Below are 15,401 nucleotides of genomic sequence, written 5' to 3'. Positions count from 1 at the left end.
CGCCCTCAGCGCACCAGCCGACCGAACGCCTCGTACGCCGCCTCGTCGAACAGCACGAACGTGACCTCCTCCACCGCCGACGGCGTATCCCGCACCGTCTCCACGGCGATGCGGGCCGCGTCGTCCATCGGCCAGCCGTAGATCCCGGCGGAGACCGCGGGGAACGCGACCGTGCGGGCGCCGAGTTCGTCGGCGACGCGCAGCGACTCCCGGTAGCAGGAGGCGAGTTGGTCCGAGCGGTCCTCCTCGCGGGAGTGGACGGGGCCCACGGTGTGGATCACCCACTGGGCGTCCAGCTCGCCGGCCGTCGTCGCGACCGCCTGCCCGGTACGCAGGCCCTTGCCGTAGTGCGAGGCGCGGAGTTTTCGGCAGGCCTCCAGGATCGCGGGGCCGCCCCGGCGGTGGATCGCGCCGTCCACGCCTCCGCCGCCCAGGAGCGAGGAGTTGGCCGCGTTGACGATCGCGTCGGCACTCTGGCGGGTGATGTCGCCCCGGACGAGCTTGATGGTGGTGCTGGTGGTCATGCCTGCCTCAGTCTGCGCCAGACGGCCTTCGCCGCGTTATGGCCCGACATGCCGTGCACACCGGGTCCCGGCGGGGTCGCCGAGGAGCAGATGAAGACGGCCGGGTGCGGGGTGCCGTAGGGAGAGAGGGAGAGTTTGGGGCGGAGGAGGATCTGGAGTCCGGAGACCGCTCCGGTGCCGATGTCGCCGCCGACGTAGTTGGCGTTGCGGGCGGCGAGTTCGGGCGGGCCCGCGGTCGCGCGGGCAAGGACGCGGTCGCGGAAACCCGGGGCGAAGCGCTCCAGTTGGCGTTCCAGGGCGTCCGTGAGGTCGCCGGTCCAGCCGCTGGGGACGTGGCCGTAGGCCCAGAAGACCTGCTTGCCGGCCGGGGCCCGGGTGGGGTCGACGACGCTGGGCTGCACGGTGATCATGAACGGCCGCTCGGGGGCTCGGTTCTCGCGGGACGCGGCGCGCAGGGCGTTGCCGATCTCCGTGCTGTCGGCGCCGATCTGCACGGTGCCGGCGGTGCGCGCCTCCTTGGCGGTCCAGGGCACCGGGCCGTCCAGCGCGTAGTCGATCTTGAAGACGCCGGGGCCGTAGCGGTAGCTGTCGTAGTGGTTGCCGAAGCCCGCGATCTTCGCCAGGGCGGTTGGCGAGGTGTCGAAGACGTAGGCGCGGGCCGGGGGGAGGTCGTCGAGGCGCTTGACCTCGTAGTCGGTGTGGATCTCGCCGCCGAGGTCCCTGAGGTAGGCGGCGAGGGCGTCCGAGATGGACTGGGAGCCGCCGCGGGCCACCGGCCAGCCGCGCGCGTGTGCCGCGAGGGCGAAGACCAGGCCGATGGCGCCGGTGGCGAAGCCGTTGAGCGGGGCCATGACATGGCCGACCAGTCCGGCGAACAGGGTCTTGGCCCGCTCGTCGCGGAAGCGGCCCGTCAGCCAGGTCGACGGGGGCAGTCCGGCGAGGCCGAAGCGGGCGAGGGTGACCGGGTCGCGGGGCAGCGAGGTGGACGGCAGGGACATGAAGTCGCGGACCAGGGTGTCCCACTTGGGGAGGAAGGGCTCGACCAGCCTCCGGTACGTCCCCGCGTCGCGCGGTCCGAAGGAGGCGGCCGTCTCCGCGACGGACCGGGAGAGCACGGCCGCGCTGCCGTCGGTGAAGGGGTGCGCCATGGGCAGCTCGGCGTGCAGCCATTCCAGGCCGTAGCGCTCCAGGGGCAGGGCGCGGAACGCGGGCGAGTTGATGCCGAGCGGGTGCGCCGCCGCGCAGGGGTCGTGCCGGAAGCCGGGGAGGGTGAGCTCCTCGGTGCGGGCGCCGCCGCCCACGGTGTCCCGGGCCTCGAACACGGCCACGGAGAAGCCGCGCCGGGCCAGCTCCACGGCAGCCGTCAGTCCGTTCGGCCCCGCACCCACCACGACCGCATCGAGCATCGACGGCACCTTCGGACCCCTTCTTCGTCAGCCCTGGGGGCCAGGATATGCCGCAGGACCGACATCGCCGGGGCCGGTCCGTCCAGTGTGCGGAACCCGTGACCCTACGACGCCCTCAGCAGCTCCATGACGCGGCGGGCCGTCGCCGCGTCCCGGGCCGCCGTGAACGGCAGTGCGTTGCCGCCCGTGATGCGGAAGGGCTCTCCGGTGAGCGTGAGGTGGGCGCCGCCCGCCTCCTCGACGAGGAGCAGGCCCGCCGCGTGGTCCCAGGCGGCCTCCCAGGAGAAGGCCGTGGCGTCCAACTCGCCCCGGGCGATGGCCAGATACTCCAGTCCGGCCGATCCGCACGGGCGCGTGCGCACCCCGTCCGCCCACAGACCGAGCAGGGCGCGCTTCTGGGCGTCCGTCGTGTAGTCGGGGTGGGAGGTGGCCACTTCCAGGTCCCGGGCGGGGTCGGGGGCTCCGGAGTGCAGCCGGACGCCGTCGAGGAAGGCGCCGCGGCCCTTCACCGCCGTGGCCAGTTGGTCGCGGGCGGGGGCGTAGGTCCAGGACGCGAGCAGTTCGCCGTGCCGGGCGAGCGCGACCAGGGTGCAGAAGCCGGTCTCGCCGCGCACGAACTGGCGGGTGCCGTCGACCGGGTCGACGATCCAGACCGGGGCGTCGCCCTGTATCGCCTCGTAGGTCTCCGGGTCGGCGTGCACCGCTTCCTCGCCGACCACGACCGAGCCGGGCAGGAGGATGCCGAGTTCCTTCGTCAGATACCGCTCGGCGTTGCGGTCGGCGTCCGTGACCAGGTCGTGCGGGCCGCTCTTCTGGTCTATCTCGTGCGCGGCGAGCTGCCGGAAGCGGGGCATGATCTCGGCCGCCGCCGCCTTGCGGATCGCGTCCGCGACGTCGGCCGTGTGCTGTACGAGAAACTCGTCGATGGTTTCGGTGTCTTCGATCATGTCTCCATGAGAGCACGGGCCACTGACAATCCACACCCGCCCGGTGCACTCCGGGTGGAATCACCATGAACACCCGGATTCGCGATCACCGACCGAACCAGTGGATGCATCAGCGTCCGACGGCATACCCCTGCATGCCCCGGGGATTCGCCGCCGCCGAGAGGATCCCGGCCGCCGGTTCCCGGGCGACCGCGCACAGCCGTCCCTCCGACCAGGCGTCCCCGACGGTCACGTCGTGGCCGCGCCGCCGCAGCTCCTCCACCACCCCCTCGTCCATGCGGGACTCGACAGTCACGCTGCCCGGTCGCATGCCGCGCGGGTAGAAGGAGCCGGGGAAGCTGTCGTTGTGCCAGTTCGGGGCGTCGATCGCGCCCTGGAGGTCGAGGCCGCCGCGTGCCTTCGCGCGCGTGGCGACCGCGAGGAAGAAGTGCAGCTGCCACTGGTCCTGCTGGTCCCCGCCCGGTGTGCCGAACGCCAGGACCGGCACTCCGTCGCGCAGGGCGATCGACGGCGTGAGCGTGGTGCGCGGACGGCGGCCCGGGGCAAGGGAGTTGGGCAGCCCCGGTTCCAGCCAGGCCATCTGCAGCCGGGTACCGAGGGGGAAGCCCAGTTCGGGCACCACGGGGTTGGACTGGAGCCAGCCGCCGCTGGGCGTGGCCGCGATCATGTTGCCCCAGCGGTCGACGACGTCCAGGTGGCAGGTGTCGCCCCGGGTGCCGCCGTCGGCCGTGACCCGCGCGACGGTCGGCTCCCCCGCCCCCAGCGGGTCGAACCCGGACTCCGCGGGCGCCACCACGCGCGCGTGCCCGCTCAGCCGCGGAACGCGCCCTCCGGGGCTGCCGGGCCGCAGCTCGTGCGAGGCCTTCTCGTCGATCAGCTCCCGCCGCGCCGCGTTGTACTCCGCCGACAGCAACTCCCCCAGCGGTACGGCCTCTTCGCCCGCGTCCCCGTACCAGGCCTCCCGGTCGGCCATCGCGAGCTTGCAGCCCTCGATCAGGAGGTGGACGTAGTCGGCGGACCCGTAGGGCGGCAACTCGGGCGGAAGGAGCGCGAGTTGCTGGAGGAAGGCCGGGCCCTGGCTCCAGGGGCCGGCCTTGCAGAGTGTCCAGCCGTTCCAGTCGTAGGTCGCCGGGGCCTCGTAGGACGCGGACCAGGAGGCGAGGTCGGCGGCCGTGAGGGTGCCGGTGTGGCGTTCGCCGCTGGTGTCCATGGTGGGCCGCCCGGACTGCCGTACGAGGGCCTCGGCGATGAACCCGGACCGCCACACCGCCCGTGCCGCCTCGATCTGGGCCTCCCGGTCGCCCGCCCCGGAGACCTCGGCGAGCAGCCGCTTCCAGGTGGCGGCGAGGGCGGGGTTGCGGAACAGCTCTCCGGGGCGGGGCGCCTTCCCGCCGGGGAGGTACACGTCCGCCGACGAGGTCCACTCCGTCTCGAAGAGGGGCCGTACGGTCTCCACGGTCGCGCCGACGTTCTCCACGCACGCGTGCCCGTCCTCGGCGTACCCGATGGCGTACTTCAGGACGTCGGCGAGGGACTTCGTGCCGTGGTCGCGGAGCAGCAGCATCCAGGCGTCGAAGGCGCCGGGGACGGCCGCGGCGAGGGGGCCCGTGCCGGGTACGAGATCCAGACCGAGTCCCCTGTAGTGGTCGATCGTGGCTCCGGCGGGGGCGACGCCCTGTCCGCACAGCACCCGGACCTCGCCGCCGGCCGGGGCGAGCAGGACGGGCACCTCGCCGGCCGGGCCGTTGAGGTGCGGCTCCACGACGTGCAGGACGAAGGCCCCGGCGACGGCGGCGTCGTAGGCGTTGCCGCCGTCCTCCAGGACGGCCATCGCCGACTGCGAGGCCAGCCAGTGAGTGGAGGACACCATGCCGAAGGTGCCCTGGAGGGTGGGGCGGGTGGTGAAGGACATGTCTCACCTCTGCGGTCGCGCGCGTGGTCGTCCTGATCGGGCAGCAGACTATCGACCGGGGGCGTGCACACGTCACCTTCCTACTTCGCGGGCGCGAACACGCGTTGCGCCGCGACCACCGCACCGCCGCGTGCCCACTCCTCGAACGGCAGGGGGCGGACCACGAGATCGCAGTCCACCGCCGCGCCGAAGGCGTGGTCCACGAAGGCCTGCCGGATGTGGTCGGCGAACAGGTCGTAGGAGGCGACGCCCTCGCCGGAGATGATGATCCGCTCCGGTCCGATCAGGTTGGCGACGCAGGCGAGGGCGAGGCCGACCGCGTGGCCTGCGCGGGCGAAGACGGCCCGCACGGCGGGGTCGCCGGTGTGGGCGAGGCGGATCGCGCCGTCCATGGTCAACTCCGCGTCGCCGGTGGCCTGTCGGGCCTGTTCGACGATCGCGTGGGTGGAGGCGACCGCCTCGACGCACCCGGTGTTGCCGCAGGTGCAGATGCGGTCGGTGCCGCTCACCGGGAGGTGTCCCACCTCGCCCGCGACGCCGTGCGCTCCGGAGACGACCCGGCCGGCGACACAGAGCCCGGCGCCGATGCCGGCGCCGACGGTGACCAGGGCGAAGATCGACAGTCCGACACCGGCGCCGAACCACTGCTCGGCCACGGTCAGCGCGCGTACGTCGTTCTCGATGACCGTGGGTGTCCCGGTGGCCGTCTCGACGAGCTGGGCGAGCGGTACCCGGCGCCAGTTGAGGAAGGGCGAGTACTGGACCGTGCCCGACTGGCTGTCCACGTCACCGGAGATGGTGACCCCGACGCCGTGGAGGTCGGCGGCGCCCGCCGGGTTCGCCGCCGTGCGCAGTTCGTCGACGAGCCGGGCGATGGCCAGCACCACGGTGCCCACGTCACGCGAGTCGAGGCGGACGCGCCGGGAGGCCAGCGGACGGGCCGTCAGATCGGCGAGTACGCCGATGAGTTCCTCGCCGGTGACCTTCACACCGGCGAACAGGGCGCGTTCGGGCCGTACTTCGACCGGGGTCGCCGGGCGGCCGTTCGTCCGCTCGGTGGCGGTCCTGCCGCCCTCGGTGATCCATCCGTCGGCCATCAGCGAGGTGGCCACCTTGGTGACGGCTCCCGCGGTCAGTCCGGTCCGCCGGCCGATCTCGGCGCGACTCAGCGGACCGTGCTGGAGCAGGGTCTGCAGGACGAGTGCGGCCGCGGGGGGCTGGTCGGCGAGGGTCATGGGGCGACGTTACCTTTCCTTTGGAAACTAAGACAAGGGATATTCATCGGCCCTATGGGCCTGAAACCGCAGGTCATTCGGCAGCAGGTGGCTGAAACCCCCCACCAGGCCACACAAAGGTCGGAGTTTTCTGGGCGTTGACTATGTTGACGCTGGAAGGAAACTAAGCCTAGATTCGCCGCACTCCTCGTCGGGGCGGACGGGACGGTCCTGCGCCGGTGAGGAGTGTGTGGCCCCCACCCACTCGCCCGTTGGTCCCAGCGAACCCTCTCGGTGATGTCCCGGGACGACCACCACCGAGAGGCTCCCCGCACCTCGACACCTCAGGCGGGAACCCCGCCTGCAGCCGCGCCCTGACGGAGTACACACATGCCTCGTCCAGCTCGATCCACCCGTCTGAGAACTCTCACCTGCCTCACCGCGCTGACGGCGGCGCTCGTCGTGCCCGCCTCCGCACGGGCCGCGACCACCGCGGACGCCTCGGGGGCCCGGGCATCCGGTACCACGACTGCCACGACCGCGCCCGTCGTGGCCGCCAAGCCCTATATGGGCTACAGCACTTGGAGCGTCGAATCCACCAACTTCCCCGGCTACGGCGGGGACTGGCTCACCGAGGCGCACGTCCTGCAACAGGCGGACGTGCTGTCCTCGAAGTTGAAGTCGCACGGCTACAACTACGTGAACGTGGACGCCGGTTGGAACGACGCCAAGGGCGACGCCTACGCCCGGCCGACCCCGAACCTGACGAAGTTCCCGCACGGGATGAAGTACCTCGCGGACCAACTCCACCGCAAGGGACTGAAGTTCGGCCTCTATCTGGCCGTGGGCCTCTACCAGCAGGCGTACAACGACGGCAAGACGCCCATCTACAACGCGCCGGGCTGCACCACCAAGGACATCGTCTACCCGGACCTGCGCAAGACCAGCGGCTGGGACGACGTCTCCTACCAGCTGAACTTCTCCAGCCCCTGCACCACCAAGTACATCCAGTCCGAGGCTGATCAACTGGCCTCCTTCGGCGTCGACTTCCTCAAGATCGACGGCGTGGGCCCCGGTTCCAACCAGGGCGACGCGGCGCACAACAACGTCCCCGACATCCAGGCCTGGCACACCGCCCTGAAGAACACCGGGCGGCCCATCGAGTTCACCCTGTCCTGGTCGCTCAGCCACAACCAGGCCGACGTCTGGAAGGCCAACTCCAACGGCTGGCGCATCGACACGGACGTCGAGTGCTACTGCGACACCCTGGTGACGTGGAACAACTCGGTGAAGGCGCGCTGGAACGACGTCGTGCCGTGGATCGACGACGCCGGGCCCGGCCACTGGAACAACCTCGACTCGCTCGACGTGGGTTCGGACGTCATGGACGGCGTCAACCAGACCGAGCGGCAGAGCTACATGACGCTGTGGGCCATCGAGGCCGCGCCGCTGTACATCGGTGACGACCTCACCAAGCTCGACAAGTACGGCCTGAAGCTGCTCACCAACGACGAGGTCATCGCCGTCGACCAGGCGGGCACCCCCGCCCGGCCGGTCAGCCAGAAGACCCCGCAGCAGACCTGGTACACCCGCAACGCCGACGGCAGTTACACCGTGGCCCTGTTCAACCTGGGCAAGGGCTACTCGGACGTGACCGCGGACTTCAGCGACCTCGGCATCACCGGCAAGGCCAAGGTCCGCGACCTGTGGAGCCACAAGAACCTCGCCTCGGCGAGCGGCAAGTTCACCGCCAACCTGGCCCCGCACGGCTCGCGTCTGCTGCGCATCACACCGCCGAGCACCGGCAGCCACCCGGGTGTGCCGCTGAACGTGCACGGCACCGCGTCGACGGCCGGCAGCGTCTCGCTCGCCTGGAGCGCGGTCAACTCCGGTACGAAGACCACCGGTTACGACGTGTACGCCAACGGCACCAAGAAGGCCACCGTCACCGGCACCTCCGCCACCGTGAGCGGTCTGAAGGCGGGCACCGCCTACTCCCTCACCGTGGTCGCGCATGACGCCAAGGGACGAAAGTCCGCCCCCAGCAAGGGAGTTGACGTCACCACCCCGGCGGCCGGCGGACCGGTGTCCTACGAGTCCGAGGCCTCCGGGAACACCCTCAGCGGCAACGCCTCCGTGGGCGACTGCTCCGCGTGCTCGGGCGGCAAGAAGGTCGGCAACCTCGGCGGCACCGGAACCGTGGCGGTCAACCACGTCACCGCGCCCCGGGACGGCACGTACCTGATGAAGCTCGACTACACCGACGGCGACACCGGCCGCACGATGATCATCACCACCGGCGGCACGTCCTTCCAGCAGTTCCTGCCCGGCAGCAACGACAACGTCTGGGGACAGCCGAGTTCTATCACCGTGCCCGTCCAGCTGAAGGCCGGCGACAACACGATCACCTTCGGCAACGCCACGGACTACGCCGCCGACGTGGACCGGATCGTCCTCTGACCGTCGTCCGTCCGACCTGACCAGCCTCCAACCGACCGACATCCGAGGAGAGTTCCGTGGTGGTCACATCACAGGGCGAGCCCAAGACGCCGACCACACCGCCGTCCGCCGCGGTGACCACCACGGCCACCGCCCCCGGCCCAACCCCCCACGTCCGCAAGACCCGTTCGGCCCGCAGAGCGAGCCGCAACGCGCCGACCAGGTCCGCGGCGGCCCGCCGCCGCGACCTGCCGGTCGCACTCCTGCTGATCATCCCGTCCGTCGTCGGATTCGCGGTCTTCTACGCCTATCCGACCCTCCGAGGCATCTACCTCAGCTTCACCGACTTCCATGTCCTCACCCCGCCGAACTGGGTGGGACTGGCCAACTTCCACCAGATGTTCGGCGACGACGTCTTCTGGCACTCGCTGCTCGTCACCGTCTACTTCGTGATCCTGGCCGTCGTCTTCGACACCCTGGCCTCGTTGGTGACGGCGGTGGTGCTGCACCGGGTGACCAAGTCGTCGGCGCTGCGCGGAGTGATCCTGCTGCCGTTCCTGATCTCCAACGTGATCGCCGCGCTGGTCTGGCAGTGGATGCTCGACCCGTCCCTCGGTGTCGTCAGCCTCGTCCTGCAGCATCTGACGGGCCACTCCATTCTCTTCTTCGGCAGCAGCGCCTGGGCCATCCCGTCCCTCGCCGCGATCAGCATCTGGAAGTGGATGGGCTACTACTCCCTGCTGATCTTCGCCGGACTGCAGACCATCCCGGCCACCGTCTACGAGGCCGGCCGGGTGGACGGCGCCAGCGAGGTGCAGATGTTCCGGCGCCTCACGGTGCCCCTGCTGCGGCCGATCCTGGTCATGGTGGTCGTCCTGACGGTGATCAACTCCTTCCAGGTGTTCGACATCGTGCAGGTCACCACCCAGGGCGGCCCGGCCAACGCCTCGAACGTGCTGCAGATGTACATCTACAGCAAGGCGTTCAGGCAGTTCGACTTCGGCTACGCGGCCACCCTCTCGCTCGCCCTGTTCGCCCTGCTCATCACGGTCACCTTCACCCAGCTGCGGCTCGCCCGCGCCAACGAATCCGACCTGAGCTGAAGGAGCCCGTCATGGCAGTCACCCTCGCCCCCGGCCCGGCGGCCACCGCGCGGCCCCGGCCCCGGAAGAACCGCAGAAGCCTCTCCCCCGGCAGGATCGTCGCCTGGATCTATCTGGGCATCATCGTCCTGATCACGCTCTTCCCGTTCTACTGGATCCTGCGCACCGCGCTGTCCAACAACTACAAGCTGTCGACGCACCCGTCCTCGCCGCTGCCGGTCGGTTTCACCTGGGGCGCCTTCGAACGCGTCCTCGGGATCGCCTCCACCGCCGACGCACAGGCCCAGGGCGGCTCGGGCGCGGCCATCAACATCGCGCTGTACCTGCGCAATTCGCTGATCTACGCGTCCGTGCAGACGGTGCTGATCGTGCTGTTCGCCTCGGCCGGCGCCTACGCGTTCTCCCGGCTGCACTGGCGTGGCCGCAACCTGGTGTTCAACATCCTGATCACCGCGCTGATGGTGCCCAGCGTCTTCACGCTGCTGCCCAACTTCGTCTTCGTGAAAGACCTCGGCCTGACGAACACGTTCGCCGGACTGATCCTGCCCGGGGCACTCTTCCAGGCGTTCACGCTGTTCTTCCTGCGGCAGTTCATGCTGGGCCTGAGCACGGAGGTCGAGGAAGCCGCCATCATCGACGGCGCGGGCCCGCTGCGGATCTTCTTCCGGATCATCCTGCCGATGTCGACGGCACCGATCGCGACGGTGTCGCTGCTGATGTTCGTCAACGCCTGGAACGACTACTTCTGGCCGCTGCTGATCACCAACAGCGAGAACGTGGAGCCGCTGACGCTCGCGCTCGGCGTCTTCAAGCAGTCCTCGCCCCAAGCCGCCCCCGACTGGGCCGGGTTGATGGCCGCCGCCCTGGTCGCGGCCCTGCCGATGCTGCTGCTGTTCGTCGCCTTCGGCAAGCGCATCGTCAACTCCATCGGCTTCTCCGGCCTCAAGTGACCGGCCGTACCCCTCGATTGGACGACACAGCCATGCACTCCAGCGACCTGGTGCTGAGCTGGCCCGCGCCCGCCGCCACCTGGACGGAGGCCGCCCCGGTCGGCAACGGCAGGATCGGCGCGATGGTCTTCGGCGGCACCGGCCGGACCCGTATCCAGATCAACGACTCCACCGTCTGGTCCGGCACCCCCTCCGGACCGGCGACCGCCCTCGCCGCACTCCGCGCGCAAGGGGCAGGCCCGGAGCGGCTCGAAGAGGTCCGCGCCGCGCTGCGCGCCGGCGACCAGGACCGCGCCGAGTCCCTCCTCATGACCTTCGAGGGCCCCTACAGCCAGGAGTATCTGCCGTACGCCGACCTGTACTTGACGGTGTCGGGCAGCGAGCACGCCACCTACCACGGCAGGACGCTCGACCTGGACACGGCGGTCGCCGAGGACTCCTTCGACCTTCGAGGGACGACGGTTCGGCGCCGGGTCTGGGCCGACGCCGTCACCGGCGCCCTGTGCGCGACCCTGGACGCGGACGGCGGCACGGTCGACCTGGCCGTCGAACTCTCCACTCCCCTGCGGGAGATACTCCGCTCGGCCGCGCCCGACGGCATCACCCTGGGCATCGAGATTCCCGTGGACGGCGCCCCCGCCCACGAACCCGAGGTCGCGGAACCGCTGCGCTACGCGGACGGTCCCGTCGACGGCTACGACCCCTTCGGCGCCCTCGCGCTCGCCGCGCACACCGACGGCAAGACGACCGCGGACGACGAGGGAGGTCTGCGCGTCACCGGCGCCTCGCACGTCCTGCTCACCCTGGCCAGTTCCACCGCGGCCGACCGCGACTGGAGCGGGGCCCCGGCCGTGGCCCGCGCCGCCCATCTGGCCACCGCGGGCGACCTCGCGGCACGGGCCGTGGCGCAGGGCGCCGACCGTCTCCTCAAGGACCACGAGGCCGACGTATGGGCCCTGTCGGGCGGCACGTCCCTTCGTGTCGGGCCGCGCCGCTCCGGCACTTTCGACGTCGCCCGCGACATCCTCGGCGGCGACGACGAACTCCTCACCGCCACCGTGCTGTTCCAGCTCGGCCGCCATCTCCTGGCCACCGCCTCCCGCCCGCACACCGGCCCCCCGGCCAACCTCCAGGGCATCTGGAACGCGGAGCTGCGACCCGCCTGGTCGTCCAACTACACGATCAACATCAACACCCAGATGAACTACTGGGGCGCGGAGACGGTCGGGCTCAGCGACTGTCACGCGCCCCTGTTCGACCTGCTCGACCGCGTGGCCGTCCAAGGCGCGTCCGTGGCACGGGAGTTGTACGGCGCGCGGGGCTGGGTGGCGCATCACAACACCGATCCGTGGGGATGGGCGCTGCCGGTCGGCATGGGGCACGGCAACACCTCGTGGGCGCTGTGGATGATGGGCGGCGCCTGGCTGTCCCAACACCTGTGGGACCACTACGAGTTCACCCGCGACCCCGTCTTCCTGCAGGAGCGGGCCTGGCCGTTGCTCAGTGGCTGCGCGGAGTTCCTGCTCGACTGGCTCGTCGACGACGGAAGTGGCTGTCTGGACACCCTGCCGTCGACCTCTCCGGAGAACCTGTTCCTGGCCGACGGCGTCCCGAGGTCGCTGACCCGCACCGCGACCATGGACCTGGCGTTGATCCGGGCCACCTTCCAACGGACCCTGGCGGCAGCCGAGTTGCTGGGTCTGGACACCCCGCTGACCGGCGAGATACGCGCGGCGCTGCCCCGACTGCGCCGCCTGCCGGTCTCTCCGGAGGGCCGGCTCCAGGAGTGGGCCGAGGATCTGACCGAGGCCGACCCGCACCACCGGCACCTCTCGCACCTGATCGCCGTACACCCGCTGGGTCTGATCGATCCCGACTCGACCCCTGAACTGGCCGCCGCGGCAAGGAAGTCGATGGACCGGCGCGGGCCCGGGGCGATGGGCTGGTCGTGGTCCTGGAAGATCGCTCTGCGGGCGTGGCTGCGTGATGCCCCCACCGCGCGCTCGCTGTTCCTCGAGGCCGTACAGCCACTTGACGGCGACTCGGGAGTGAACGCCCCCGTGGACGGCTCGCGTTGGGGCGGACTGCTGCCCAACCTGTTCTCCACGCATCCGCCGTTCCAGATCGACGGCAACTACGGGCTGATGGCGGGCATCGCCGAGATGGTGGTGCAGAGCCACACCGGCACCCTCGATCTGCTGCCCGCGCTGCCCGTGCAGTGGGCCGAGGGCGAGGCCAGGGACCTGCGCTGCCGGGGCGGGCTGGCCGTCGACTTCGCCTGGAACGAGGGCGAGTTGACCGGTGCGACCGTACGCCGGCACGCGGGTGACTCCGGTGAGACCGTGCGGGTCCGGTACCGCGACCGGACGACCGAGCTGCTGCTTCCGGCCGGTCACCAGGTCGAGTTGGACGCCGAGCTTCGGCCCCGAGGGGAGCCGGTGCCGTGCTGACCGAGCAGGACGTCCCCGAGTTGTTCGCCTATCGCAGCGCCTATCGCGAACCCGCCGACTTCGACACGTTCTGGAAGGGCACTCTCGCCGAGACCCGCGCCGGACAGCAGGCCACTCTCCAACTGACCGAGGTCGCCACCGGGTTGGAGACGGTCGACGTCCACGACGCCGTGCTGCCCGGCTTCGGCGGCCACCCCGTCCGCGCCTGGCTGCGGATGCCCCGGCGGCGGAGCGGCCAACTGCCCGCCGTGGTCCAGTTCCACGGTTATGGCAGCGGGCGCGGCGCCCCGATCGACGACCTGCTGTGGGCGTCCGCCGGGTACGCGCATCTGCTGGTGGACGCACGCGGCCAGGGCGGGGCCTGGGCGGGCGGGGGCGCGACCCCCGACCCGGTCGGCAGCGGTCCGGCGCATCCCGGTTTCCTCACCCGGGGCATCGAGGACAAGGAAACTTACGTCTACCGGCGGGTGTTCACCGACGCCGTCCGGGCCGTGGACGCGCTGCGCGCCCGCACCGATCTCGTCGACCCGGAGCGGGTCGCCGTGGTCGGCCCCAGCCAGGGCGGCGGTATCGCCCTCGCGGTCGCCGGACTGGTGCCCGACCTGGCGGCGGCGCACTTCCAGTCGCCGTTCCTCTGCGACATCCGGCACGCCACCCGGCTCACCTCCGCCGAGCCCTACGCCGAGATCGTCGGCTATCTGGGTGCCCGCCGGGACCGGGTGGAGCAGACCTTCGACACCCTCGGCTACTTCGACGGACTCGCCTTCGCCCGCCGCGCGAACGCCCCGGCCTGGTTCTCCGCCGGGCTGCGCGACGAGGTGTGCCCTGCCGTCACCGCGATCGCCGCCTACCACGCCTACGCCGGCCAGAAGGAGCTGCGGCTCTGGGAGTTCAACGGCCACGACGCCGGCGGGCCCGAGGACCTGGCCATCGCACTGGGCGCGTTCGGCGCCCTCCTCAAGACGTCGTCCCATCCGCTGGTGCAGCCGTCCCCCGCACCGACCGCGTCATCCCGAAAGAAGGAACAATGAGAAGAATCAAGGGAGTTCGGAAGACGGTCGCGCTGGGCGCCACGCTCACGCTGGCCGCGCTGCTCTCCGCGTGCTCCAACGGCGCCTCCTCCGCCGGTGGTTCGAAGACCGTCAACTGGTGGACCTGGGACGACAAGCAGGCCGCCGCGTACAAGGTGTGCGCCACGGACTTCGAGAAGGCCAACCCCGACATCAAGGTGAAGATCACCCAGTACAACGTCAACGACTACTTCACCAAGCTGACCGCCGGGTTCGTGGCCGGCAACGCGCCCGACGCCTTCCAGAACAGCGTCCAGTTCTTCCAGGCGTACGCCTCCCAGCACCAACTGCTGGCGATGGACGACTTCATCAAGAAGGACAATTTCGACCTGTCCCGGTTCTCGGTGGGTGTGGACGCCTGGAAGTTCACCGACGGCAAGCAGTACGCCCTGCCGCTGGACTGGGCCGCGTCCGGCGTCTACTTCAACGAGGACGCCGTAAAGAAGGCCGGATACACCGACCAGGACGTCAAGTCGCTGAACTGGAACCCGGACAACGGCGGCACGCTCGGCAAGATGATCGCCCACCTGTCGATCGACACCAAGGGCCGTCGCGGCGACGAGAAGGGCTTCGACAAGTCCCACGTCAAGACGTACGGCTACGGGGAGGTCGCGTCGAAGGACTTCATCGGCCAGTTCACCTGGAACCCGCTGGTCAGCACCACGGGTTGGCGGCTGGGCGACAAGACCACCTGGCCGACGGTGTTCAACTACGCCGACCCGCGGTTCGTGAAGACCATGGACTGGATCCGCTCCCTGACCGACAAGGGCTACGCGCCCAAGATCGGACAGTTCAACGACAGCGTCAGCGATGTCGACCTGCTCTCCTCCGGCAAGGTCGCGATGGAGACCGGCGGTTCGTGGGAGGCCTCGACCTTCGTGAAGATTCCCGGCCTCAAGGTCGGCATCGCGCCCACCCCCTACGGCCCGGACGGCAAGACCAGGTCCGTGCTGAGCAACTCCAACGGGAACAACATCTGGGCCGGCACCAAGAACCCCGAGCAGACCTGGAAGTGGGTCTCCTACATGGGCAGTGAGGCCTGCCAGTCCAAGGCCTCCCTGACCGGTACCTTCTTCCCGTCGATCCCGGCCTCCATGGACGCCTCGGCCGCGGCGCTGGCCAAGACGGGCGTGGACCTGTCCGTCTTCACGGACATGATCAAGGACAAGGTGCTCTACCCGTCCCCGGTCTACGGCAACGGCGCGGCCCTCCAGGACGCGTTCCAGCCGCTGTTCCAGGCCTACTTCGCCGGGCAGAAGAGCGACTCCGTCTTCACGGACATGCAGAAGCAGAGCAAGCAGCTGCTCGCCAAGAAGTGACCCCACCACTCCTCCGCACTCCCTGTCCGGCCGCCGGACGGGCCCACTGAGCCGGGCCCGTCCGGTG

At 70.4% G+C, this 15,401-nt stretch carries 11 protein-coding genes; 6 read left to right on the top strand and 5 right to left on the bottom strand.

Features of this window, described 5'->3' with window-relative positions:
- Positions 1-5: 5 nt before the first annotated feature.
- From JHN45_RS09190 to JHN45_RS09170, 5 genes are all read right to left on the bottom strand, one after another.
- Entirely contained in the window at positions 6-524 is a 519-nt protein-coding gene (locus JHN45_RS09190) for an O-acetyl-ADP-ribose deacetylase (protein WP_201048644.1), read from the bottom strand.
- A complete protein-coding gene (locus JHN45_RS09185) occupies positions 521-1,930 on the bottom strand; it encodes an NAD(P)/FAD-dependent oxidoreductase (RefSeq protein WP_201048643.1) in 1,410 nt (469 codons plus the stop codon). The genes JHN45_RS09190 and JHN45_RS09185 overlap by 4 nt, the downstream gene beginning before the upstream one ends.
- 104 nt (positions 1,931-2,034) lie before the next feature.
- Positions 2,035-2,877 (bottom strand): inositol monophosphatase family protein, encoded by an 843-nt coding sequence (locus JHN45_RS09180; RefSeq protein WP_201048642.1) that lies wholly within the window; start codon positions 2,875-2,877, stop codon positions 2,035-2,037.
- A 109-nt stretch (positions 2,878-2,986) separates the two neighbouring features.
- Positions 2,987-4,789 (bottom strand): gamma-glutamyltransferase family protein, encoded by a 1,803-nt coding sequence (locus JHN45_RS09175; protein WP_201048641.1) that lies wholly within the window; start codon positions 4,787-4,789, stop codon positions 2,987-2,989.
- Between the two features lie 80 nt (positions 4,790-4,869).
- Positions 4,870-6,024, bottom strand: a complete 1,155-nt coding sequence (locus JHN45_RS09170) for an ROK family transcriptional regulator (RefSeq protein WP_201048640.1) — start codon at positions 6,022-6,024, stop codon at positions 4,870-4,872.
- 369 nt (positions 6,025-6,393) lie between these two features.
- Between JHN45_RS09170 and JHN45_RS09165 the strand changes: the two genes are divergently transcribed.
- From JHN45_RS09165 to JHN45_RS09140, 6 genes are read left to right on the top strand one after another with little or no spacing between them, the layout of a single operon-like run.
- Positions 6,394-8,463, top strand: a complete 2,070-nt coding sequence (locus tag JHN45_RS09165) for a fibronectin type III domain-containing protein (protein ID WP_236583512.1) — start codon at positions 6,394-6,396, stop codon at positions 8,461-8,463.
- Positions 8,464-8,519: 56 nt separating this feature from the next.
- Positions 8,520-9,545, top strand: coding sequence for a carbohydrate ABC transporter permease (locus tag JHN45_RS09160; protein WP_201048639.1), 1,026 nt, complete (start codon positions 8,520-8,522; stop codon positions 9,543-9,545).
- An 11-nt stretch (positions 9,546-9,556) separates the two neighbouring features.
- A complete protein-coding gene (locus JHN45_RS09155) occupies positions 9,557-10,495 on the top strand; it encodes a carbohydrate ABC transporter permease (protein WP_201048638.1) in 939 nt (312 codons plus the stop codon).
- A gap of 32 nt (positions 10,496-10,527) precedes the next feature.
- Positions 10,528-12,945: a glycoside hydrolase N-terminal domain-containing protein gene (locus JHN45_RS09150; protein WP_201048637.1), complete on the top strand. Its 2,418-nt coding sequence runs from the start codon at positions 10,528-10,530 to the stop codon at positions 12,943-12,945.
- Complete coding sequence (locus JHN45_RS09145) at positions 12,939-13,976, top strand: acetylxylan esterase (protein ID WP_201048636.1); 1,038 nt, start codon at positions 12,939-12,941, stop codon at positions 13,974-13,976. Before JHN45_RS09150 ends, JHN45_RS09145 begins: the two co-directional genes overlap by 7 nt.
- A complete protein-coding gene (locus JHN45_RS09140) occupies positions 13,973-15,334 on the top strand; it encodes a sugar ABC transporter substrate-binding protein (protein WP_201048635.1) in 1,362 nt (453 codons plus the stop codon). Before JHN45_RS09145 ends, JHN45_RS09140 begins: the two co-directional genes overlap by 4 nt.
- Positions 15,335-15,401 lie beyond the last annotated feature (67 nt).

This window comes from Streptomyces sp. MBT53, assembly GCF_016654115.1.
In the GTDB taxonomy this organism is placed as follows: Bacteria; Actinomycetota; Actinomycetes; order Streptomycetales; family Streptomycetaceae; genus Streptomyces.
This window is presented reverse-complemented; position numbering and strand designations above follow the sequence as displayed.